Source organism: Marmoricola sp. OAE513 (assembly GCF_040546585.1).
In the GTDB taxonomy this organism is placed as follows: domain Bacteria; phylum Actinomycetota; class Actinomycetes; order Propionibacteriales; family Nocardioidaceae; genus Marmoricola.
The window spans coordinates 69,903-89,924 of sequence record NZ_JBEPOC010000001.1 but is presented as its reverse complement, the minus strand read 5'-3'; the positions used below and the strand labels follow the sequence as shown (position 1 = coordinate 89,924).

Sequence of the window (20,022 nt, the reverse complement as noted above, 5' to 3'; positions counted from 1 at the left end):
AGGAACGGATCCAGCCGGAGCACGGACGCTCCAGGGCTTTCTCGTTGCCACGGAAGGTGACGCCCCATGCTCAACCCCGGACGCTCCCAGCGACGACTCGTCGCGGTCGTGCTCGTCTCGCTCGTCGTCGTCCCGCTCGTGGTCTCCCGGAGCGGCTCCAGCGCTCGGGCGGAGCTCTGCGCGAAACCGACGGTGGCGCTGCGGATCGGTGACTCGATCGCCTGCGTGCACTCCGACGAGGCGCCTCCGGGCGTGGACGTCACCGAGCGCCCGAGCACCGCGGACCTGAAGGAACGCCCGGGAGCCGGCGAGGCGGCGTACGAGGCGGCGGCCGACCTCGGCGTCCCGACGCCGACCGAGGTCGCGACCACGGCCACGGGCCCAGCCGTGGAGTGCGACGGCGACGGTCAGTCCGGGTACCGGGTGCAGGCGATGTACGTCGTCGAGGCGAGCAAGACCAACCGGTTCGCCTCGCTGCTGCCCTCGTTCCGGTTGTGGGCCGCGGGTACCGACGACGTCGTGAACCGCTCCGCCGCGCTGACCGGCGGCGTCCGGCACATCCGCTACGTCACCGACGCCGGCAGCGGCGGGACCTGCGTGGCGAACGTGCTCAACGTGACCGTCCCGGCCGGCTCGATGAGCAGCTTCGGCACCACGGTCGCGGCTGTCCAGGCGCTCGGCTACACCAACCCGGCTCGCAAGTACCTGATGTGGACCGACGCGACCGTGCTGTGCGGTGTCGCCAGCATGTACACCAGCGACGGAGCCGCCCAGTCGAACCCGAACAACGGCTCCTACGCCCAGTACGCCCGCGTCGACGCCGGCTGCTGGGGGCTCGGCAACGGGTCGGGGGAGCACTCGGTCGAGGCGCACGAGCTGATGCACACCTTCGGCGGGGTGCAGGCCACCGCGCCGCACTCCACCAAGGTCGGTCACTGCTGGGACGAGTCCGACACCATGTGCTACGCCGATGGTGGCACCTTCGCCATGAAGCAGATCTGCCCGTCGGCGAAGGAGTACTTCTTCGACTGCAACAACGACGACTACTTCTCGACCTTCCCGGCGACCGGCAGCTACCTGGCCACCCACTGGAACTCCGCGGACTCGCGGTTCCTCATCGGGGGTGGCAACGGGTCGGGGGGCGGGACGCCCGGAGCGCCGACCGTCCTCGGCGCGACCGTTTCGGTGAACAACCCGGCGGTGCCGGGTCTGGCGACCCAGGTCTCGGTCGCTCCGCAGCTCCCGACCGGACGGACGCTGACGAAGGTCGCCTGGACCTCCAAGCGCGCCGACTGCGCCTTCGCGACGCCGGCAGCCGTGCAGTCGACGGTCACCTGCGCGGCCACCGCCAGTACGGCGACCACGGTCACGGTGACGCTGACCGACTCCAGCGGCGCGACCACGTCGGTGTCCAGCCCGCTGACGTTCAGCACCGGGTCGGCGAGGCCGGTGACCTTGGCGATCGCAGCGGCCAACCAGTCCTCGGCCGACGGCCCGACGGCCTCGGTCTGCACCGGTGCACCGTTCGGTCTCAGTGCGACCGTCGTCGACGTGGCCAGCGGCTCGCCGGTCAAGGGCCTCGCGGTGTCGTTCAAGAAGCAGAGCGGGGGAGTCCTCGGCTCGCTGGGCAACATCGTCTCCTCGGTCCTGGGCGTCTCCGGCCTCAACCCGAGCATCACGACCACGACGTCGTTCACGGCTGCCACGGCGGCGGGCGCCGTCTACGCGGCCGGCACCTCGCCGACGCTCGACGCCGTGCCGGGGACGTGTGCGACGACGCTCACTGCTGCTGCGGACAAGCTCTCGACGTACTACGGCGACCCGGTCGTCGTCACCGGTCGCGTCACCCGGGTGGTGGCGGGGAGGACGATCGGTGTCGGCGGCCTGGCGGTCCCGGTGAGGCAGACCGTGGTCGGGACGACCACCAAGGTCACCACCCTCGCGACGGCGACCACGACTGCGGACGGCACGTACGCCGTGACCGTCAAACCGGTGGCGAGCGGCGCACTGACTGCGGAGATCCCCGGGAGCACGGCGTACGCCGCTCGGTCGACCTCGATCGGCACCGCGCAGGTGGCCGTACCCGCGACGACGCTGACCGGTGCCGTCAGCGCGGACGACGTCGGCTTCGGCACCCCGGTGACCGTGTCGGGGCAGCTGAACCGGGTGGCCGGCTCGAGCACCACCGGGATCAAGGGTTCCGTCGCGGTGATGGTGACCGCGCCCGGGAAGGCGGCCGTCCGGATCGGGTCCGCGACCGCCTCGACGACCGGCGCGTACTCGGTCGCGGTCCCGCTCAAGATCTCCGGCGTCCTCTCCGTGGTGTACGCCGGAGCCGCAGGCCAGCCGGCCGTCACGACTGTGGTGGGCCCGGTGACGGCCGGCACCTGGACGACCCAGCTCACGGCGGCGGCGTCGTCGACGAGCATCGGCCTCGGAGGGACCACGACGCTGACCGGCACGGTGACGAAGACCTACGGCGGGCGCACGCTGCCGGCCCCGGCGCTGAGGATCTCGTTCTTCTTCGTTCCCGGCGGCTCGACCACCAGGAGCCTGCTCGGGTCGGCGACGACCACGACCGCGGGCACGTTCAGCGCCAGGGTGGCCCCGAAGTCGTCCGGTGTGCTGTCGCTGCTGCTGGCCGCCGTCCCGGGTTACACCGAGGCCAGCGGGGGACCGTTCCCGATCACGGTCAGCTGACGGGGCGCAGCTTCTCGGCGAAGAACGCCAGCACCCGGTCGACACCCTCCTGCTGCCGGTCCTCGGTCAGGGTGCCGTGGCCCTTGCCGGGGAACTCGACCTTGAGGAAGCCGTCGCCCAGCTCGCGGGTCAGCGTCCGGAACTTGGTGCCGGTCATCGGATCGGCGGGGTACTCCAGGCCGAGCACCTGGCAGCCGCCGGCGACGCGGTCCTTGACGACCTGGAGGTCGGCGGGGGAGAGACCGACGTCTGCAGCCAGCTTCTTCCCTGCCGCGAAAGGCGCCGAGGGCTGGGCGAGCACGGGGGCGGCGACGGACGGGTCGACCATCATCGCCAGCGCGAACCCGCCGGTGAAGCACATCCCCAGTGCCCCGACGCCCGGGCCGCCGAGCTCGCCGTGCAGCTCGCGCGCCAGCGAGCGCAGCCAGGTCGCGATCGGGGCGGTGCTGTGCGCGCGGAGCTTGTTGAACTCGGCGCGGACACAGACGTTCGCGAGCGTTCGGGCGACCGAGATCCCGGTCATCGGCTCCTCGGCGCGACCGAACAGGTGCGGCATCACGACGGTGAAGCCGGCATCGACGACCTCCTGGCCGAACGCGATCACCTTCGGAGTCGGCCCCGGGATCTCGTGGATCACGATGACGCCCGGTCCGGTGCCCTTGCGGTACGTCGGGAAGGTCAGGTCGCCCTCGGTGTGATCGGCCAGGGTCCAGGTGCTCAGCTCGCCCGTCATGGCAGTCACTATGGCGAAGTTCGCCCCTGTGGACGAGGGGAGCCCGAGATCCGAGGTGATGTAGCCTTAAATCATGAGTCACCGGACGCAGATCACTCTCCAGGATGAGCAGTACGCCCTGCTCCGAGCCGAGTCCGCGCGTACCGGTCTGGGTCTGGCTGAGCTCGTTCGACGTGCGCTCGACGCCACGTACGGCGCGAGCATCTCCGCTGCGGAGCGGAGGACGCGGCTCGATCTGGCTTTCGGGCTCTGGGCGGACAGGGATGACGACGAGCTCGAGCAGCTGCAAGCCTCGCTTCGCCCCGGCCTCGGGCACAAGCTCGCGTCCCTGTGACGACGACGCTGATCGACACCTGCGTTCTCATCGACGCCCTGAAGGGGCGCGCCGAGGCCGCCGAGGTGATCAGCCGCCGGTTCGACAGGGGGGAGCGAGTCGTCGGCTCGGTCCTGACCAGGACCGAGATCATTGCGGGTGTGCGAACAGGTGAGGAACGCACCGTCGCGCGCGCGTTCGAGCTGATTGAGTGGCTACCGGTTGACGGCGTGACGGCCGACCGTGCAGGCCTTACGCCACCCCGGCCTCGGCCGCACGGCTAGGCCGGAGTGACGACGCAGTCGGCGAGCACGGGGGCGCCGTTGCGCTCCTCGCGGGAGGACGCGATGGTCGCGGAGACGACGATCTTCTCGCCCTCGTTCCAGGCCTGAACCCGGATGGTCTCGCCCGGGAACACGACGCCGGCGAACCGGGCGCTGAAGCCCTTGACCCTGCTCGCGTCGCCGCCGAGCAGCTCGTCGGTGACGGTGCGCAGCACGATGCCGTAGGAGCAGAGGCCGTGCAGGATCGGCGCGGGGAAGCCGGCACCTTGAGCGAACGCCGGGTCGGCGTGCAGCGGGTTCCGGTCACCGCAGAGGCGGTAGAGCATCGCTTGCTGCGGCGTCACGTCGTACGTCGTGTCGGCGTCCGGCTTGCGCTCGGGGATCTCGACGGCGGTCGCGTCGCCGCGGTTGCCGCCCCAGCCGCCCTCACCCTTGACGAAGATCGAGGAGCGCACGGTCCACAGCTCGTTGCCCGCGTCGTCGGTGGCGACCCCCTCCTGCCAGATGACCGCGGCCTTGCCCTTGTCCCAGACGTCGCTGATCTTCGTGCTCAGCGTCGCGGTCCCCGAGGTCGGGAGCGGGCCGTTGACGGTGATCTCCTGGGCGCCGTGCACGACCTGGGCGAGGTTGATGTCGCAGCCGGGCAGGTCCAGGCTCGGCGGGTTCGTCTCGTGGAACGACGGCGCGACGATGCCGAACGACGGCAGCACCTGCAGGTTCTCGTCGTCGAGCGTGTAGCGCAGCGCCTTGGGGTCGAGGTTGTCGCCCGGGCGGGATCCGGCGCCGATGCCCAGGTGGTAGAGCAGCACGTCGCTGCTGTTCCAGCTGAAGGTCCGGTCGCCCAGATCGGCACCGATCGCGATGTCGGGGTTGATCGGCATCAGGCTGCTCCCTCGTTCGTCGAGCCGCTGCTCGCGATGTCCTCGGCGGCCAGGTACCCGAACGTAATCGCGGGACCGATGGTGGCGCCAGGGCCGGCGTAGGTGTTGCCCATCACGGCCGAGCTGGCGTTGCCCGCGGCGTACAGGCCCTCGATCACCGAGCCGTCGGCGCGCAGGACGCGGGCACGCTCGTCGGTGACCAGACCGCCCTTGGTGCCGAGGTCACCCGGCACGATCTTGACCGCGTAGAACGGGCCCTGGTCGATGGTGTGCAGCGACGGGTTCGGCTTCACGGTGTGATCGGAGTAGTACTTGTCGTACGCCGACTCGCCGCGACCGAAGTCCTCGTCGACGCCAGTGGTGGCGAATCCGTTGAAGCGCTCGACGGTCGCCGTGAGGTCCTCGGCGGGAACACCGATCTTCTCGGCGAGCTCGGCGATCGAGCCGGCCTTGCAGATCACGCCCTCCTTGAGCCAGCGGCCGGGGAAGGGCTGGCGCGGGCCGAGGCCGGCGAACAGGTAGCGGTTGCGGTACCGCTGGTCGATGATCATCCAGCTCGGGACGTGGGTGACGCCGGTGGCCTCGCCCTTGTAGATCTCGTGGGTCGCCTCGACGTAGGGGAGCGCCTCGTTCATGTAGCGCTTGCCCGCCTGGTTGACGATGATCGAGCCCGGCAGGTTGCGCTCGGCCAGGCAGAACCACGGGCCGTTCGGGAGCGGGATGGTCGGTCCCCACCAGGAGTCGTCCATCAGGTCGATGTCGGCGCCGGCGGTGATGCCGGCCAGGATGCCGCCGCCCTGGTTGCTCGGGGCGCCGGTGGTCCAGTCGACCGAGGTCGGCTGCGGCTGGTACTTCTCGCGCATCTCGAGGTTCTTCTCGAACCCTCCGGAGCCGACGATCACGCCCCTGGTCGCCCGGATCTCCTGCGTCTGGCCGTCCTTGAGCACCTTCACGCCGACGACGCGCCCGTTCTCGAGGACCAGGTCGGTCAGCTCGGTCTCGTAGGAGATTGGCACGCCGGCGTCGAGGAGGCCCTTGCGCAGGCCGATCGCGATGGCGTTGCCCATCGCGTACATCTTCCGGCCCAGCACCAGGCTCAGCAGCCGCATCAGGGTGGCGCGGAGCAGGACGAGCGGTCCCTTGACCGTGCGCATGCCCAGGCTGATCTTGCGGTAGTCGCGCTGGCGGATGATCAGGTTCGCCGGCGCCTTGCCGTACGGCGGGTGCAGCCGGTCCAGCTCGGCGCCGAGGAACTTGGCGTTGATCGGGAGCGGCTCGACCGTGCGCCCGCGAGGACGCCCGCCGGGCGCCTCGGGCAGGTAGTCGGCGTACTCGGGGACCCAGTCGAACCGGAGCGGGGTGTTCTCCTTGATGAAGTCCATCACCTCCGGACCGCGGTCGAGGTAGGTCTCGCGGCGCACGGCCGGGACCTTGTCGCCGACGATCGACTGCAGGTACAGCTTGGACGCCTCGGCGTCGCCGGGGTCGACCTCGCCGGCCTTCTTGATCGCGTAGTTGCCGGGGATCCAGACACCGCCGCCGGAGCGGGCGGTCGATCCGCCGAAGTAGGCGGACTTCTCGATCAGCAGGGTGTCGAGACCCTGCTTCGCAGCGGCGAGGGCGGCCGTCATGCCGGCGCCACCGGCACCGACCACCACCACGTCCACGGTGTCCTTCAGGGTGACTTCGTCACGGGCGCTCATGACAAGAAACTGTAACAGGTTCTAGTATGGGTCTCGTGACCTCTCCGGAAGCAATTGCAGAAGCCGTCGAACGGCTCGCGACGGCCCAGTCGACCCGCGTCCCGTGCGCCGCCGTCCGGGACCTCATCGGCACCGATGACCTGCCTGCGGCGTACGCCGTGCAGCAGGGGCTGGTGCAAGCACGGATCGCCGGCGGGGTACACGTCGTGGGCCGCAAGATCGGCGCCACCTCGAAGGCCGTCCAGGACCAGCTCGGCGTCGACCAGCCCGACTTCGGGTACCTGTTGAGCGACATGGACGTCTCCGGCCAGGACCCCATCTCGATGCGCACGCTGGTCCAGCCCCGGGTCGAGGCCGAGGTCGCGTTCCGGCTGGGCAAGGACATCAACCCGGCGACCGAGGAGGAGATCACCCTCGAGCTCGTCCGCGACGCCGTTGAGGTCGCGCTGCCGGCGCTGGAGATCGTCGACAGCCGCATCGAGAGCTGGGACATCAAGTTCACCGACACCGTCGCGGACAACGCCTCGTCGGGGCTGTTCGTGATCGGCACCGACGCGAAGCCGCTCTCCGAGATCTCGCCGGTCGACGTCGAGATGACGCTGACCATCAACGGCGAGGTCCGGTCCTCGGGCAACGGCGCTGCCTGCCTGGGCGACCCCCTGGAGGCGTTGCGCTGGCTCGCGGTCCAGGCCTACCGGTTCGACGACCCGCTGCGCGCGGGCGCCCTGATCCTGTCCGGGGCCCTGGGGCCCTTCGTTCCCTTCGCCGCGGGAGATGATGTCGTGGCGTCCATCAGCGGGTTCGCACCGCTCAGCGTGAAGTTCGGAGAGTGAGCATGTCCAAGTTGACCGCCGCGATCGTCGGGCCCGGCAACATCGGCACCGACCTGATGTACAAGCTGCTCCGGTCCGAGGTGATCGAGCCGCGCTGGATGATCGGCGTCGTCCCCGACAGCCCCGGTCTCTCACGCGCGGAGTCGGAGGGTCTGATCGCCTCGGCCGAGGGCGTCGACTGGCTCCTGAAGCAGGACGAGAAGCCCGACTTCATCTTCGAGGCCACCAGCGCCTACGTGCACCGCGAGTACGCACCCCGGTACGCCGAGGCCGGCATCAAGGCCGTCGACCTGACGCCCGCTGCCGTCGGCCCCGCCTGCATCCCGGCGGTGAACGGCGACGAGCACGCCACCGCCGAGAACGTCAACATGATCACCTGCGGCGGGCAGGCCACCATCCCGATGGTCGCGGCCGTCTCCCGGGTGACCCCGGTGTCGTACGCCGAGATCGTCGCCTCGGTCTCCTCGCTGTCGGCCGGTCCGGGCACCCGTCAGAACATCGACGAGTTCACCCGCACCACCGCCAAGGGTGTCGAGACCATCGGCGGTGCCGCCCAGGGCAAGGCGATCATCATCCTCAACCCCGCCGAGCCGCCGATGATCATGCGCGACACGATCTTCTGCGCGGTCGGACCCGACGCCGACCGCGAGGCGATCACGAAGTCGGTGCACGACATGGTGGCCGCGGTCCAGCAGTACGTACCCGGCTACCGGCTCCTGCAGGAGCCGCAGTTCGACGACCCGAGCGAGGCGACCCGCGGCGCGACCAAGGTCAGCGTCTTCCTCGAGGTCGAGGGCGCCGGCGACTTCCTGCCGCCGTACTCGGGCAACCTCGACATCATGACCGCCGCCGCGACCCGTGCCGGTGAAGGCATGGCACGCGCGATCCTGAACGGGAGCAACTGACATGAGCATCGCAGGACCCGCAGAGCTGAACGCCCTGACCCGCACCTGGCGCGAGGTCGACCCGACGTCCGACCTGGACATCCGGCTCACCGACACCTGTCTGCGCGACGGCTCGCACCACAAGCGCCACCAGTTCACCGGCGACGAGGTGCGATCCATCATCGGCGCCCTCGACGAGGCGGGTGTCCCGGTCCTCGAGGTCACCCACGGTGACGGGCTGGGCGGGTCGAGCTTCAACTACGGCTTCTCCAAGACCCCCGAGCAGGAGCTCATCAAGATCGCGGCCGAGACCGCCAAGCGCGCCAAGATCGCGTTTCTGATGCTCCCGGGCGTCGGTACCAAGGACGACATCCTCGCTGCGCAGGGCAACGGCGGCTCGATCTGCCGGATCGCGACGCACTGCACCGAGGCCGACACGGCCGAGCAGCACTTCCGGCTCGCCCGGGACCACGGTCTGGAGACCGTCGGCTTCCTGATGATGAGCCACACCCAGTCGCCCGAGGTCCTCGCCAAGCAGGCGCGGATCATGGTCGACTCCGGCTGCCAGTGCGTCTACGTCGTCGACTCGGCCGGTGCGCTGATCCTCGAGGGCGTCTCCGACCGGGTGGCGGCCGTCGTCGCCGAGATCGGTCACGAGGCGACCGTCGGGTTCCACGGCCACGAGAACCTCGACCTGGGCGCCGGCAACACGGTGATGGCCGTCCGCGCGGGTGCCACCCAGATCGACGGCTCGGTACGCCGTTTCGGCGCCGGTGCCGGCAACACGCCGCTGGACGCCTTCGTCGGCATCTGCGACAAGCTCGGCTGGAAGACCGGCGTCGACTTCCTGAAGATCATCAACGCCTCCGAGGACGTCGTCCGCCCGGCCATGCCCGAGGAGTGCCGCCTGGACCGGATGACGATGATGATGGGCTACGCCGGCGTGTACTCGTCGTTCCTCAAGCACGCGGGCAACGCGGCCGACCGGTACGGCGTCTCCGGCGCGGAGATCCTCGCCGAGGCCGGCCGCCGCAAGCTGATCGGCGGCCAGGAGGACCAGCTGATCGACATCGCCCTGCGCCTGAAGGCGGCTCAGGAGGGCTGACCTCCGCTGCGCGACCAGCGCCGAGCAGCACGAAGCCCCGCAGCGTCCCACGCTGCGGGGCTTCGTTCATGCCCGCGCCCCGACCCCAGGGGGTCGCGGGCAGCGGAGGGGTCAGGCGTGCTGGACACCCTCCTCGTCCCTGGTCGCCCTCCGGCGGGCGATGAGCGCGACGCCGAGGGCTGCGGCGGCCGAGAACAGGCCGAGCCCGACGTACCAGCCGAGGCCGGTCTCCTCGGACGGGGCGGCCGACGGCAGGCCCTCATCGAACGCGTCGTCGAACGCGCCGTGCTGGCCCGCGTCGACGCGGTTCGGGGTCACGATCGCGGGGTCGGCGGCCGGAGCGGCGTCCTCGGCCACGTCCTGGTCGGCCGGCTCCTCGGGCAGGTCGCACCCGGTGAAGCAGCCCTGGTCGGGCTCGTCGCCCGGCTGCTCGGGCTCGTCGTCGGAGCCCGGCGCGCTGTCGAGGTCCTTCGGGCCGTCCTTCGGGTCCTCACCGCCGCACCCGTGGGTGCAGCCGGGGGCGTCGGTGATCTCCCCAGGATTGTTGCCGGGGTTGTCTGCCGGGGGAGTCGGCTCCGGGGTCGGGGCGTCCTGGAACGTCGGGCCCTCGGGGTCGACGATCGGACCGACCTGGATCGTCCCCGGACCGTTGCCGGGACCGTTGCCGGGGCCCTCGGCGTGCGCGGCGGTGGTGGACACGGTCAGGGCAGCGACGGCGATGCCGGTCGCGGCGACGAGCTGAGCTGCGGTGCGGGCGATGCTGTTCATGGGGTTCTCCTGGTTTCGTGGCCGCCCTGGGTGGCGGCTTCACGAGTAGGAGCACCGGGCCGTCGAGAACCTTGCAACTTTCGGCCGAGAACTTTTTCGGCCCGGTTCGTCCCGTTTCAGGCGCCTGTCAGGTCACGTCTCTGTCACGACCCACGTCGTCGCGCAGGGTTCGTGGACGAACAGGTAGAACGTGTTCTAGTATTGGTGCAGAAGCACCCCTACGTACGAGGAGAAGTCATGAGCCAGGCAGTTCTTGAGGGAGTTCGCGACCTGCTTCCCACGCTCCGTGAGCGCGCGGACGAGACCGAGCGGCTCCGCGTCGTCCCCGAGGCCTCCGTCAAGGAGCTCGAGGAGACCGGCTTCTTCCGGCTTCTCCAGCCGAAGCGCTTCGACGGGTTCGAGTCGGACCCGGTGGACTTCTACACCGCCGTCCGCGACATCGCGAGCGCCTGCGGTTCGACCGGCTGGGTCTCCAGCGTGGTCGGCGTCCACCCGTGGCAGGTCGCCCTGTTCGCCGACGAGGCGCAGCAAGCCGTGTGGGGATCCGACACCAGCGTCCGGCTGAGCTCGTCCTACGCGCCGACCGGCAAGGCCACGCTCACCGAGGGCGGCTTCCGTCTGTCCGGCAAGTGGAGCTTCTCCTCGGGCTGCGACCACTGCCAGTGGGTCCTGCTCGGCGGACTGGTCTTCAACGAGGACGGCAACGTCGTCGACTTCCGCACCTTCATGATCCCGCGCAAGGACTACCAGATCCTCGACGTGTGGCACATGGTCGGACTCGCGGGCACCGGCTCGAACGACATCGTGGTCGAGGACGTGTTCGTCCCCGAGGCGTTCACGCTGTCGATGGGCGAGACCGGCCAGTGCCGCGGTCCGGGTCAGGAGCAGAACACCTCCGACCTGTACAAGCTCCCGTTCCACTCGATCTTCACCGGCACGATCACCACGCCGATCATCGGCATGGCGCGCGGCGCGTACGCCGAGCACGTCGAGATGCAGCAGAAGCGCGTCCGGGCGGCGTACCTGGGCGAGAAGGCCACCCTGGACCCGTTCGCCGCGGTCCGGATCGCCCGCGCGTCCTCGGAGATCGACGCGGCCTGGGCGCTGCTGACCAACAACATCCGCGAGGAGCAGGCCTACGTCGCCAAGGGGGAGAAGATCCCGCTGGAGCTGCGGCTGCGCGTCCGTCGTGACCAGGTCATCGGCTCGCAGCGCTCGATCGACGCGATCGACGCGCTGTTCGAGGCCTCGGGAGGCCGTGCACTGACCAACGGCACCTACCTCCAGCGCGCCTGGCGTGACGCCCACGCGGGCCGGGTGCACGCCGCGAACGACCCGGAGCGCGCGCTGCAGATGTACGGCGCCCAGCAGTTCGGCCACAAGGTCGACCCGGGGATGTACTGAGCCGTGACCGATTTCAGCAAGGAAGCAGTCCGCCGGTCGGCGAAGGCCGGCGACATCACGCTGAACTACTACGAGGCCGGTGAGGCCAAGGCCGACGTCGGCGCCGGTCTTCCGTTCGTGATGCTGCACGGCGGCGGACCGGGCGCCTCGGCGTGGAGCAACTTCGGCCCGGCGCTGCCGCGGTTCGCGGAGAACTTCCGCACCCTGCTGGTCGACCAGCCCGGCTTCGGCCAGTCCGACAAGCCGCCGGTGGACGCGAACTACTTCCGCTACTCCTCGGACTACCTGGTCAAGTTCCTCGACGAGCTGCAGATCGAGAAGGTGCACCTGCTCGGCAACAGCCTCGGAGGCGGTACGGCGACGCGGTTCGCGCTGTCCTACCCCGACCGGGTCGCCCGGCTGGTGCTGATGGGCCCCGGCGGTCTGTCGCTCAACCTGTTCCACGCCGACCCGACCGAGGGCGTCCAGCGCCTGATGGACTTCTCGATGGCTCCGAGCGAGGAGGCCCTGCGCAAGTTCATCTCCAGCATGGTGGTGAACCAGGCCCTGGTCACCGACGAGCTCGTCGCCGAGCGGTTCGCCGACGCCACCGCGCCCGGCTCGCTGGAGGCGATGCGCTCCATGGGCGCCTCCTTCTGGAACCCGGAGTGGGCCGAGGACGGGATGCTCTGGCGCGAGGTGCACAAGCTGCGCAAGCAGACGCTGCTCACCTGGGGCCGCGAGGACCGGGTGAACCCGCTCGACGGCGCCCTGGTCGCGCTCAAGACGATGCCGAACGCACGGCTGCACGTGTTCCCCAATTGTGGGCACTGGGCCACAGATCGAGGCGGCCGCCGAGTTCGCGACCGTCTGCACCGAATTCCTGCGACCGCACGTCGAAAGGGCGAAGTCGTGACCATCGACATCAAGTCCATGGGCTACATCCGGGTCGCGTCCACCGACCTGGAGGCTTGGAAGGTCTTCGCCGGCAAGGTGCTCGGCGTCGCCGAGGGCCGCGGCCCGAACCCGGAGAACCTCTACTTCCGAATCGACGCCGTGTCCGCGCGCATCGTCGTCTTCCCCTCCGACGTCGACCAGCTCGACGCCACCGGCTGGGAGGTCGCCGACCACGTCGCGCTGGAGAACGCCCGGCAGCACCTCAAGGAGGCCGGTGTCGTCTACCAGGAAGGCACGCCCGAGGAGCTGGCCGAGCGCCGGGTCCAGGAGCTGATCCGGTTCACCGACCCGTGGGACAACGTCTTCGAGCTCTTCCACGGCATCACCTACGAGTCCCGGCCGGTCGTCACGCCGTACGCCGCGAAGTTCGTCACCGGGGACCAGGGGATGGGGCACATCGTCATCCCCGTCCTCGATGACGTCGAGGCGCTGCGCTTCTACACCGAGGTCCTCGGCTTCCGGCTGCGCGACTCGATGAGCATGCCTGGCGAGTTCGTCGGCAAGGAGCCTGGCTCCAAGATCTGGTTGCGCTTCCTCGGTGTGAACCCGCGGCACCACAGCCTCGCCTTCCTGCCGATGCCCAACGCGTCCAAGTGCGTGCACGTGATGCTCGAGGTCGACGAGCTCGACCACGTCGGTCGCGCGCTGGAGCGGGTCAAGAAGTACAAGGCCCCGCTGTCGGCGACGCTCGGCCGGCACATGAACGACGAGATGGTGTCCTTCTACGTGAAGTCGCCAGGTGGGTTCGACTTCGAGTTCGGCACCGAGGGCCTGCAGGTCGACGACGCCCGGTGGGTCGCCCGCGAGAGCACGGCCGTCTCGTACTGGGGTCACACGTTCGGCGGGAGTGCCTGAACGATGAACAATCGGGGGGTGACGAGCCCAGGATCCAGTGCAGTCCCGGAAGGGATGAACCCGAACGCCCGGGAGACCTGGCCGTCCCAGGAGCTCGTGAAGTCCTGGCTCGGCAACGAGCTGGACTTCGAGCTGCGCCTCGGAGAGCACACCCCCATCCCGGACGACCCGGAGGCTGCCGCCCGTGCGCGCCGGTTCCGCGACGTGCTGGGCCTGTTCTGCAGCGGTGTCACCGTGGTCACCTCCGTCTCCGACGGCCAGCCCGTTGGCATGACCTGCCAGTCGTTCTCCTCGGTCTCCCTGGACCCGCCGCTGGTGATGTTCTCCCCGGCGAAGACCTCGCGCGCCTGGCCGCTGATGCGTCGTGCGGGATTCTTCTGCGTCAACATCCTCGCTGCCGGGCAGTCCGACCTCTCCAACGGGATGGCGACCAAGGGCGACGAGAAGTTCGCGGGCGTGAGCTGGTCGACCGCAGCCACCGGGGCACCGCTGATCGAGGGCGTCCTCGGGTACGTCGACTGCACGGTGCACCAGGTCGTCGAGGCGGGGGACCACTACATCGTCATCGGCGCCGTCCAGGAGCTCGGCTTCGGCGACCGCTCCGGAGCCCAGCCCCACGAGGGCCCGATCGACCCGCTGCTGTTCTTCGGTGGGAAGTACACCCAGCCCCAGTAGGACGCCCAGTAGGACGCCCAGGAGGGAGCCCGGTAGGGGACCCAGGAAGGGACCCGGTCGGTACGGTGGAGCCATGCCGGTCTTCCCCGACTCCCCGACGGTCATCGCTGCTGCCGAGGCCGCGCAGGCGCGGACCGCGGACGAGGCCGACGACATCGAGACCGACTTCAGCGTGCGGCTGGTCCGCACGTTCCTCGGTCTCTGCGAGAACCCGCGGACCCGGTCCGGCATGCTCCGGATGGTGCGCGCGTCGGTGAGCAGCGCCCGCGCGGGGCAGGCCTTCTACCGGGTCCTCAACCGCAGCGTGGTGAATCCCGCCGCCCGTGCCACCGGCGTGCACGCGTCCGCCCTGCGCCTCGAGCTGGTCTGCGGCCAGCTCGTCGGGCTGGCGATGATGCGCTACGTGCTGCAGGTCGAACCGGTCGCCTCGGCCCCGGTCGAGACCGTCGTCCGCAGTCTCGCTCCGGCGATCCGGGCCACGCTCCAGGGCACCTGAGGGAACCTGTGGACGCCAGCGGCGGCCGCAGCGGGGGTTCGGCCAAGGTGTGCCGATGGATGCCCTCGACCTCGGTGTGCCCTTCACCCCGGCAGGTGCGGCCCGCGCCGGCCTCGGCAGGTCGGCGCTCGACCGGATGGTCCGGATCGGTGCGGTCACCAGGCTGGTCCGCGGGGTGTACGTCGCCTCGTCGGCCGAGCTGACCCCGGTGGTCCGGGCCGAGGCCGTGGCCCTGGTCTCCAGCCGCCGGCACCTCGTGGTCGGACGCACCGCGGCATGGGTGCACGGCGCGCCCGCCCTGCGTGCACGGCCGCACGACCCGGTCCCGCTCGACCTCGACGGACGACGCCGGTACCCCGGCGCGAAGGTGCCGCTGCGCCCGGACGAGGTCACCGAGCTGGGCGGGTTGCGGCTCACCTCGCCGTTGCGCACGGCGTACGACGTCGCGCGCCAGCTGGCACCGGAGCGGGCGCTCCCGCTGCTCGACGGTCTGCTGCGCGTCGGTGCCCTCACCCACGCGGAGCTGATCGCCCGCACCGCGGAAGGCCCCGAGGTCGCCGGCGGCGCCCAGGCGCGGGAGCTGGCCGCGATCGCCGACGGCCGCGCCGCCGGCATCGAGGAGTCGGTGCTCCGCCTGCACTGGTTGCACGCACGGCTGCCCACGCCGACCCCGGGGTGGCGGGTCGCCGGGGTGCGGTGTGCGCTGGCGCTGCCGGTGCACCGGTTCGGCGTCGTCCTCGCGGGGCAGACCAGCGCCCAGGACGTGGCCCGGTGCCAGCACGTGGGCTGGCAGCTGCTCGCGATCGGTCCGGAGCGGATCCGCTCGAGCGACCCCTCAGCCGCTGCGGGTCACCTGGTCCGTGCCTTCCACGGGCACCTGCTCAGCCAGATGCGGTGACGTAGGTTGACCGCCATGGACATCCCTCTCGGCTGGCGCACCGACCTGGCGGTCCTCCGGCTCTCCGGAGCGCAGATCGTCGACCACGGCGACCACCTGCAGGTCACCAGCCCGGACAACCCGACGTACTACTGGGGCAACTTCGTGCTGGTCACCGACCGGGATGCGGTCGACGACCCGCAGCGTTGGCTCGACGTGTTCGAGGCCGAGTTCCCCGACGCGGAGCACCGGGCGATCGGGCTGGTCGCCGCTCCCGAGGACCTCGGCGCCTGGCACGCGCTGACCCTTTTTCTCGAACCTGCCGAAGTTCTCGTCACGGCGGACCCGATCGGTCCGGGACCGCTCGCCGACGGCTACGAGGTCCGGCCGCTCACCACCGAGGACGACTGGGGGCAGTCCACCCGGATGCGTCAGCTGGCGTTCCCCGACCAGGACGAGTTCGAGGAGACCAACACGCGGTCGCGGGTCGAGGTCTCGCGCACCGGTGCGGTGACCTGGTTCGGCGCCTTCGCGGACGGAGCGCTCGCCGCGGAGCTCGGCATCGCCGACTGCGGCGACGGGGTCGCGCGCTACCAGAGCGTGCTCACCCACCCCGATCACCGGCGCCGCGGACTCACCCGGCACCTGCTGGCCGTGGCAGCCGAGCACGCCCGGTCGCGCGGAGCCACCGACCTCGTCATCGTCGCCGACGGGGACAGCGACGCCGGGCGGCTCTACCGTCGCGCCGGCTTCGTCCTCGACGACACCATGTACGAGGTCAGCCGGGTCCCCGGCATCGAGGCCACGCCCGAGTTCAGCTGAGCGCCGCGATGGCGTCAGCGATCGCCAGCGTGCGCTGCGCCGATTCGACGTGCAGGTTCTCGACCATCCGGTTGTTGTAGGTCACCACGCCGGTCGTGCGCGCGTCCCAGGCCGCGATCAGACCGCGGGCGTCCTCGACGGCCTGGGCGGACGGGGCGAACGCCTCGTTGGCGCCCTCGACCTGGCCCGGGTGGATCAGGGTCTTCCCGTCGAAGCCGAACTGCCGACCCTGCTCGCACTCGGCGAGGAAGCCGTCGAGGTTCTTCACGTCGTTGTAGACGCCGTCCAGGATCGCGACGCCGGCAGCACGCGCTGCCAGCAACGACAGCGACAGGGCCGTCAGCAGGGGAGCCCGGCCCGGTACGTGCTCGGCGTACGTCTCCTTGACGAGGTCGTTGGTGCCCATCACCAGCACGGCCAGGCGCGGCGAGGCGGCGGCGAGCTCGCGGACGTTGAAGATCGCCTCGGGCGTCTCGACCATCGCCCAGAGCTTGGTGTGCTCGGGAGCCCCGGCGGCCTCGATCGCGGCGACCAGGCTGCGCACCTCGTCGGCGCTGTTCACCTTCGGGACCACGATGCCGTGCGGGCCGGCAGCAGCGGCGACCTTGATGTCCTCGTCGTGCCACTCGGTGCCGATGCTGTTGACCCGGATGGTCAGCTCGCGGTTGCCGTACTCACCGGACTTCACCGCGGCCGCGGCGTTGAGCCGGGCCTCCGGCTTGGCCTCGGGTGCCACGGCGTCCTCGAGGTCGAGGATCAGCGCGTCGCAGGCGATCGTCTTGGCCTTCTCCAGCGCGCGCTCGTTGGAGGACGGCATGTAGAGGACGGAACGGCGGGGCTTGAACTCGGTCATGTCAGTCCTCCAGCGTGATCGCGTCGTAAGCGGTCTTCAGGTCGGGGTCGATCGCGGCCAGCTCCTCGGCGAGCGCGACCATCACCTTGCACTGCTTGACCGAGGCGTCGTCCTCCATCTTCCCGTCGAGCATGACCGCGCCGGTGCCGTCGCCCATCGCGGCGATGACGCGACGGGCGTGCTTGACGTCCTCGACGCTGGGGGAGAAGACCTTGTTGGCGATCTTGATCTGCACCGGGTGCAGGGACCAGGCACCGACGCAGCCGAGGAGGAAGGCGTTGCGGAACTGGTCCTCGCAGGCGACCGTGTCCTTGATGTCGCCGAACGGGCCGTAGTACGGGTAGATGCCGTGCATCGCGCAGGCGTCGACCATCCGGGCGATCGTGTAGTGCCAGAGGTCCTGCTGGTAGGTGGTGCGGTCACCCTCGTAGAGCGGGACGCCGTCGTCGCCGCGCTCCGGGTCCTGGCGCACCAGGTAGCCCGGGTGGCCGCCGCCGACGCGGGTGGTCTTCATCCGGCGGTCAGCCGCCAGGTCGGCCGGACCGAGCGAGAGACCCTGCATTCGCGGGCTGGCCGCGCAGATCTCCTCGATGTTGGCGACGCCGCGCGCGGTCTCCAGGATCGCGTGCACCTGGATCGGCTTGGTGATGCCGGCCTTGGCCTCGAGCTGGGCGAGGATCCGGTCGACGTAGTGGATGTCCTCGGCGCCCTGCACCTTCGGGACCATGATCACGTCGAGCTTCTCGCCGATCGCCGGAACGAGGGTGGTGAGGTCATCGAGCACCCAGGGGGAGTCCAGCGAGTTGATCCGGGTCCAGAACTGGGTCGGACCGAAGTCGACCGTCTGGCCCACCTTCACGAGACCCGCGCGCGAGATCTCTTTGTTCTCCGCCTTCACGGCGTCCTCGAGGTTGCCGAGCAGGACGTCCACGGTGCCGACCATGTCGGGGACCTTGGCGGCCATCTTCTCGTTGCCCGGGTCGAAGAAGTGGATCGCGCGGCTCGGGCGAGCCGGGATCTCACGGAGCGGGGCCGGGGCACCGACGGCGAGCGGGGCGAAGAAATCCTTGGCAGAACGCATAGGGCGGAAGTTATCAGTGCCTGCTACCGGTCGGTATGACCGATCCGACAGGCGGTTAGTGTTCCGACGTGGAACACATCACACGCCGCGATCCCCTGCGGGTCGGCTTCGTCCCCGGGGTGACCCCGGGCAAGTGGGAGACCGCCTGGGTCGAGCTGCACCGACGCACGAAGACGCAGCACCTGACCCTCGTGCCGGTCGAGGTCGACGACGCCGAGCGCCTGGTCCGCGACGGTGAGCTCGACATGGTGATCATGCGCGGCTGGGCCGAGGTCGACGGGGTGCATCAGATCCCCCTGTACAAGGAGACGGCGGTCGCCGTCGTGGCCAAGGACCACGCTGCGGCAGCGTTCGACGAGCTCGAGCTCCGCGACCTCGCCGACGAGCTGGACATCCTCGCGGAGTTCCCGGACCTCGATCTCCCGATGGCGATCGAGACGGCGGCGGCTGGCACCGGGTACGTGCTGGTCCCGATGTCCCTGGCCCGGTTGCACCACCGCAAGGACGTCACGGCGCGGCCGGTGCTGGACGCGAAGAAGTCGCCGGTCAACTTGGTCTGGCTGGTCGACCGGGACGACGTCGACACCCAGAACTTCGTCGGGGTCGTCCGCGGCCGTCGACCGAACAGCAGTCGCTGAGTCGGATCAGGGTCGATCTAAGGCATTCACCCGATGCGAGCAGGTACCTCAGGAACCGAGGGTTGAGGTACCGCGACGCTGAAGGATGACCGATGACCGACTCCCTGCCCTGCCAGACCCACCCCGACCTGTTCTTCGCCGAGCGCCCGGCGTTCCTCGACCAGGCCCGTGCGCTCTGCGCCTCCTGCCCGGTGGTCGACCTGTGCCTGGCCGGCGCCACCGAGCGGGCGGAGCCGCACGGGGTCTGGGGCGGCCAGATCTTCGTCGACGGTGCCGTGGTCGCGAGCAAGCGCGGGCGCGGTCGTCCCCGGAAGACAGCCGCCTGACCGGTAGATTCGCGGTGTGCACCCCGCCGTCCCCTTCGACGTGACCTGGGCGTCCGCCGGCGAGCCCGCGGACGTGGTGATCGTGCAGGCGCTGACGGCGCTGCTGGGCCCCGGGCCGGTCCGCAGCGGCCGGCTGTGCCCCGAGTGCGGTGGTAGCGACCACGGCAACCCGTGGGCCGTGCACTCCGGCGAGCAGGTCCCGGTCTCGATCGCCCGCGCCGGGGGCCACCTGCTCGTCGTGCTGGCGCCCGGGGCCGAGTCCGTCGGGGCCGACGTCGAGGACGTCGCGGCCATCGAGGCCGACTGGCCAGGCACGGTGCTCGCGCCCGGGGAGACCGCGACCACGACCGCCGAGCGCGTGGCGCTGTGGGTCTCCAAGGAGGCGATCCTCAAGGCCGACGGCGTCGGCCTGAACCGGTCGATGGAGGAGGTCGTCGTCGCCGAGTACGACGGCGATCTGCAGCAGATCGCCGCACCGCTGGGCTTCGCCGCCGCGGTGGCGCTGCGTCGCGGCTCAGGGGAGTGACCGACCGTCGCGACTCGACTCGACCGTTCACCTCCTGTTCACCTGCAGGTGCTCAGAATGGCCGCGTTCGGTGATTCTTCAACATCCCTGAGGAGCAGCACGTGAACGCACCCGGTATCGAGCAGCAGATGACCTCCGTCGTCGAGGACCTCACCCAGGACTTCGCCGGCAGCCACACCCCCGAGCAGGTGGCGGCGGTGGTCCAGCGCTGGCGTCAGGACATCGAGCCGTCGGCCAAGATCCAGGACTTCATCCCGGTCCTCGTCCGCCGCTTCGCCCGGGAGGAGCTCGTGGCCGGACTCAAACCGGCGCGGACCGCCGTCTGAGGA

22 protein-coding genes are annotated in these 20,022 nt (G+C 70.2%); 16 read left to right on the top strand and 6 right to left on the bottom strand.

What is annotated here, in order from left to right; genetic code table 11:
* The first annotated feature begins 66 nt into the window (after window positions 1-66).
* Window positions 67-2,700: a hypothetical protein gene (locus tag ABIE44_RS00465; RefSeq protein WP_209713667.1), complete on the top strand. Its 2,634-nt coding sequence runs from the start codon at window positions 67-69 to the stop codon at window positions 2,698-2,700.
* Here ABIE44_RS00465 and ABIE44_RS00460 read toward each other — a convergent pair.
* Entirely contained in the window at window positions 2,693-3,433 is a 741-nt protein-coding gene (locus tag ABIE44_RS00460; protein WP_209713669.1) for a dienelactone hydrolase family protein, read from the bottom strand. The two genes, ABIE44_RS00465 and ABIE44_RS00460, sit on opposite strands and share 8 nt — an antisense overlap.
* A 73-nt stretch (window positions 3,434-3,506) precedes the next feature.
* Here ABIE44_RS00460 and ABIE44_RS00455 point away from each other — a divergent pair, with 73 nt between their 5' ends.
* Complete coding sequence (locus tag ABIE44_RS00455) at window positions 3,507-3,767, top strand: ribbon-helix-helix protein, CopG family (protein WP_209713671.1); 261 nt, start codon at window positions 3,507-3,509, stop codon at window positions 3,765-3,767.
* The gene (locus ABIE44_RS00450; protein ID WP_209713673.1) at window positions 3,764-4,030 is read left to right on the top strand and encodes a PIN domain-containing protein; all 267 of its coding nucleotides are present in this window, start codon (window positions 3,764-3,766) and stop codon (window positions 4,028-4,030) included. The genes ABIE44_RS00455 and ABIE44_RS00450 overlap by 4 nt, the downstream gene beginning before the upstream one ends.
* Here the strand turns inward: ABIE44_RS00450 and chsH3 are convergent.
* Complete coding sequence (gene chsH3, locus ABIE44_RS00445; protein ID WP_209713675.1) at window positions 4,027-4,911, bottom strand: enoyl-CoA hydratase ChsH3; 885 nt, start codon at window positions 4,909-4,911, stop codon at window positions 4,027-4,029. The genes ABIE44_RS00450 and chsH3 overlap by 4 nt on opposite strands.
* Window positions 4,911-6,614 carry a 3-oxosteroid 1-dehydrogenase gene (kstD, locus tag ABIE44_RS00440; protein ID WP_209713677.1) on the bottom strand — a complete coding sequence of 568 codons (1,704 nt, stop codon included), beginning with the start codon at window positions 6,612-6,614 and terminating at the stop codon, window positions 4,911-4,913. Before kstD ends, chsH3 begins: the two co-directional genes overlap by 1 nt.
* Window positions 6,615-6,640: 26 nt before the next feature.
* On the opposite strand from kstD, the gene ABIE44_RS00435 reads away from it, so the two are divergent.
* The 3 genes from ABIE44_RS00435 to dmpG are packed head-to-tail and all read left to right on the top strand — an operon-like array spanning window position 6,641 to window position 9,436.
* Window positions 6,641-7,447, top strand: a complete 807-nt coding sequence (locus ABIE44_RS00435; protein ID WP_209713679.1) for a fumarylacetoacetate hydrolase family protein — start codon at window positions 6,641-6,643, stop codon at window positions 7,445-7,447.
* Window positions 7,448-7,449: 2 nt separating this feature from the next.
* Window positions 7,450-8,352 (top strand): acetaldehyde dehydrogenase (acetylating), encoded by a 903-nt coding sequence (locus ABIE44_RS00430; protein WP_209713681.1) that lies wholly within the window; start codon window positions 7,450-7,452, stop codon window positions 8,350-8,352.
* Between the two features lies 1 nt (window position 8,353).
* Window positions 8,354-9,436, top strand: a complete 1,083-nt coding sequence (gene dmpG, locus ABIE44_RS00425) for a 4-hydroxy-2-oxovalerate aldolase (protein ID WP_209713683.1) — start codon at window positions 8,354-8,356, stop codon at window positions 9,434-9,436.
* Window positions 9,437-9,547: 111 nt separating this feature from the next.
* Here the strand turns inward: dmpG and ABIE44_RS00420 are convergent, their stop codons facing one another.
* Complete coding sequence (locus ABIE44_RS00420) at window positions 9,548-10,204, bottom strand: hypothetical protein (protein ID WP_209713685.1); 657 nt, start codon at window positions 10,202-10,204, stop codon at window positions 9,548-9,550.
* A 237-nt stretch (window positions 10,205-10,441) separates the two neighbouring features.
* Here ABIE44_RS00420 and hsaA point away from each other — a divergent pair, with 237 nt between their 5' ends.
* The 6 genes from hsaA to ABIE44_RS00390 all read left to right on the top strand — a co-directional run bounded on the left by hsaA (window position 10,442) and on the right by ABIE44_RS00390 (window position 16,269).
* Window positions 10,442-11,608, top strand: a complete 1,167-nt coding sequence (gene hsaA, locus ABIE44_RS00415) for a 3-hydroxy-9,10-secoandrosta-1,3,5(10)-triene-9,17-dione monooxygenase oxygenase subunit (RefSeq protein WP_209713687.1) — start codon at window positions 10,442-10,444, stop codon at window positions 11,606-11,608.
* A 3-nt stretch (window positions 11,609-11,611) separates the two neighbouring features.
* Window positions 11,612-13,399, top strand: coding sequence for an iron-dependent extradiol dioxygenase HsaC (gene hsaC / locus ABIE44_RS00410; protein ID WP_354437713.1), 1,788 nt, complete (start codon window positions 11,612-11,614; stop codon window positions 13,397-13,399).
* A gap of 18 nt (window positions 13,400-13,417) precedes the next feature.
* Complete coding sequence (locus tag ABIE44_RS00405; protein WP_354437712.1) at window positions 13,418-14,074, top strand: flavin reductase family protein; 657 nt, start codon at window positions 13,418-13,420, stop codon at window positions 14,072-14,074.
* A 73-nt stretch (window positions 14,075-14,147) separates the two neighbouring features.
* Complete coding sequence (locus ABIE44_RS00400) at window positions 14,148-14,570, top strand: TetR/AcrR family transcriptional regulator (protein ID WP_209713691.1); 423 nt, start codon at window positions 14,148-14,150, stop codon at window positions 14,568-14,570.
* Window positions 14,571-14,625: 55 nt separating this feature from the next.
* A complete protein-coding gene (locus ABIE44_RS00395; RefSeq protein WP_209713693.1) occupies window positions 14,626-15,468 on the top strand; it encodes a type IV toxin-antitoxin system AbiEi family antitoxin domain-containing protein in 843 nt (280 codons plus the stop codon).
* 15 nt (window positions 15,469-15,483) lie between these two features.
* On the top strand, window positions 15,484-16,269 hold the full coding sequence (locus ABIE44_RS00390; RefSeq protein WP_209713695.1) for a GNAT family N-acetyltransferase: 786 nt from the start codon (window positions 15,484-15,486) through the stop codon (window positions 16,267-16,269).
* On the opposite strand, the gene ABIE44_RS00385 is transcribed toward ABIE44_RS00390, so the two are convergent.
* Together ABIE44_RS00385 and ABIE44_RS00380 are read right to left on the bottom strand one after the other, a co-directional pair.
* Window positions 16,262-17,122 carry an HpcH/HpaI aldolase/citrate lyase family protein gene (locus ABIE44_RS00385; protein ID WP_209713696.1) on the bottom strand — a complete coding sequence of 287 codons (861 nt, stop codon included), beginning with the start codon at window positions 17,120-17,122 and terminating at the stop codon, window positions 16,262-16,264. The two genes, ABIE44_RS00390 and ABIE44_RS00385, sit on opposite strands and share 8 nt — an antisense overlap.
* Before the next feature lies 1 nt (window position 17,123).
* Complete coding sequence (locus ABIE44_RS00380; protein ID WP_209713698.1) at window positions 17,124-18,203, bottom strand: HpcH/HpaI aldolase/citrate lyase family protein; 1,080 nt, start codon at window positions 18,201-18,203, stop codon at window positions 17,124-17,126.
* 68 nt (window positions 18,204-18,271) lie between these two features.
* Here ABIE44_RS00380 and ABIE44_RS00375 point away from each other — a divergent pair, with 68 nt between their 5' ends.
* The 4 genes from ABIE44_RS00375 to ABIE44_RS00360 all read left to right on the top strand — a co-directional run bounded on the left by ABIE44_RS00375 (window position 18,272) and on the right by ABIE44_RS00360 (window position 20,019).
* Complete coding sequence (locus ABIE44_RS00375; protein WP_354437711.1) at window positions 18,272-18,841, top strand: LysR family transcriptional regulator substrate-binding protein; 570 nt, start codon at window positions 18,272-18,274, stop codon at window positions 18,839-18,841.
* A 92-nt stretch (window positions 18,842-18,933) separates the two neighbouring features.
* Window positions 18,934-19,167 carry a WhiB family transcriptional regulator gene (locus tag ABIE44_RS00370; RefSeq protein ID WP_209713700.1) on the top strand — a complete coding sequence of 78 codons (234 nt, stop codon included), beginning with the start codon at window positions 18,934-18,936 and terminating at the stop codon, window positions 19,165-19,167.
* Window positions 19,168-19,183: 16 nt separating this feature from the next.
* Complete coding sequence (locus ABIE44_RS00365) at window positions 19,184-19,693, top strand: 4'-phosphopantetheinyl transferase family protein (protein ID WP_209713702.1); 510 nt, start codon at window positions 19,184-19,186, stop codon at window positions 19,691-19,693.
* A 101-nt stretch (window positions 19,694-19,794) separates the two neighbouring features.
* Window positions 19,795-20,019: a three-helix bundle dimerization domain-containing protein gene (locus ABIE44_RS00360; protein ID WP_209713704.1), complete on the top strand. Its 225-nt coding sequence runs from the start codon at window positions 19,795-19,797 to the stop codon at window positions 20,017-20,019.
* Window positions 20,020-20,022 lie beyond the last annotated feature (3 nt).

What these genes read in the sequence shown, in the direction of transcription:
- ABIE44_RS00465 (WP_209713667.1), top strand. Translation starts at nt 67, where the DNA reads ATGCTCAACCCCGGACGCTCCCAGCGACGACTCGTCGCGGTCGTGCTC.
- ABIE44_RS00460 (WP_209713669.1), bottom strand. Translation starts at nt 3,433, where the DNA reads ATGACGGGCGAGCTGAGCACCTGGACCCTGGCCGATCACACCGAGGGC.
- ABIE44_RS00455 (WP_209713671.1), top strand. Translation starts at nt 3,507, where the DNA reads ATGAGTCACCGGACGCAGATCACTCTCCAGGATGAGCAGTACGCCCTG.
- chsH3 (WP_209713675.1), bottom strand. Translation starts at nt 4,911, where the DNA reads ATGCCGATCAACCCCGACATCGCGATCGGTGCCGATCTGGGCGACCGG.
- kstD (WP_209713677.1), bottom strand. Translation starts at nt 6,614, where the DNA reads ATGAGCGCCCGTGACGAAGTCACCCTGAAGGACACCGTGGACGTGGTG.
- ABIE44_RS00435 (WP_209713679.1), top strand. Translation starts at nt 6,641, where the DNA reads ATGGGTCTCGTGACCTCTCCGGAAGCAATTGCAGAAGCCGTCGAACGG.
- ABIE44_RS00430 (WP_209713681.1), top strand. Translation starts at nt 7,450, where the DNA reads ATGTCCAAGTTGACCGCCGCGATCGTCGGGCCCGGCAACATCGGCACC.
- dmpG (WP_209713683.1), top strand. Translation starts at nt 8,354, where the DNA reads ATGAGCATCGCAGGACCCGCAGAGCTGAACGCCCTGACCCGCACCTGG.
- ABIE44_RS00420 (WP_209713685.1), bottom strand. Translation starts at nt 10,204, where the DNA reads ATGAACAGCATCGCCCGCACCGCAGCTCAGCTCGTCGCCGCGACCGGC.
- hsaA (WP_209713687.1), top strand. Translation starts at nt 10,442, where the DNA reads ATGAGCCAGGCAGTTCTTGAGGGAGTTCGCGACCTGCTTCCCACGCTC.
- ABIE44_RS00400 (WP_209713691.1), top strand. Translation starts at nt 14,148, where the DNA reads ATGCCGGTCTTCCCCGACTCCCCGACGGTCATCGCTGCTGCCGAGGCC.
- ABIE44_RS00395 (WP_209713693.1), top strand. Translation starts at nt 14,626, where the DNA reads ATGGATGCCCTCGACCTCGGTGTGCCCTTCACCCCGGCAGGTGCGGCC.
- ABIE44_RS00390 (WP_209713695.1), top strand. Translation starts at nt 15,484, where the DNA reads ATGGACATCCCTCTCGGCTGGCGCACCGACCTGGCGGTCCTCCGGCTC.
- ABIE44_RS00385 (WP_209713696.1), bottom strand. Translation starts at nt 17,122, where the DNA reads ATGACCGAGTTCAAGCCCCGCCGTTCCGTCCTCTACATGCCGTCCTCC.
- ABIE44_RS00380 (WP_209713698.1), bottom strand. Translation starts at nt 18,203, where the DNA reads ATGCGTTCTGCCAAGGATTTCTTCGCCCCGCTCGCCGTCGGTGCCCCG.
- ABIE44_RS00370 (WP_209713700.1), top strand. Translation starts at nt 18,934, where the DNA reads ATGACCGACTCCCTGCCCTGCCAGACCCACCCCGACCTGTTCTTCGCC.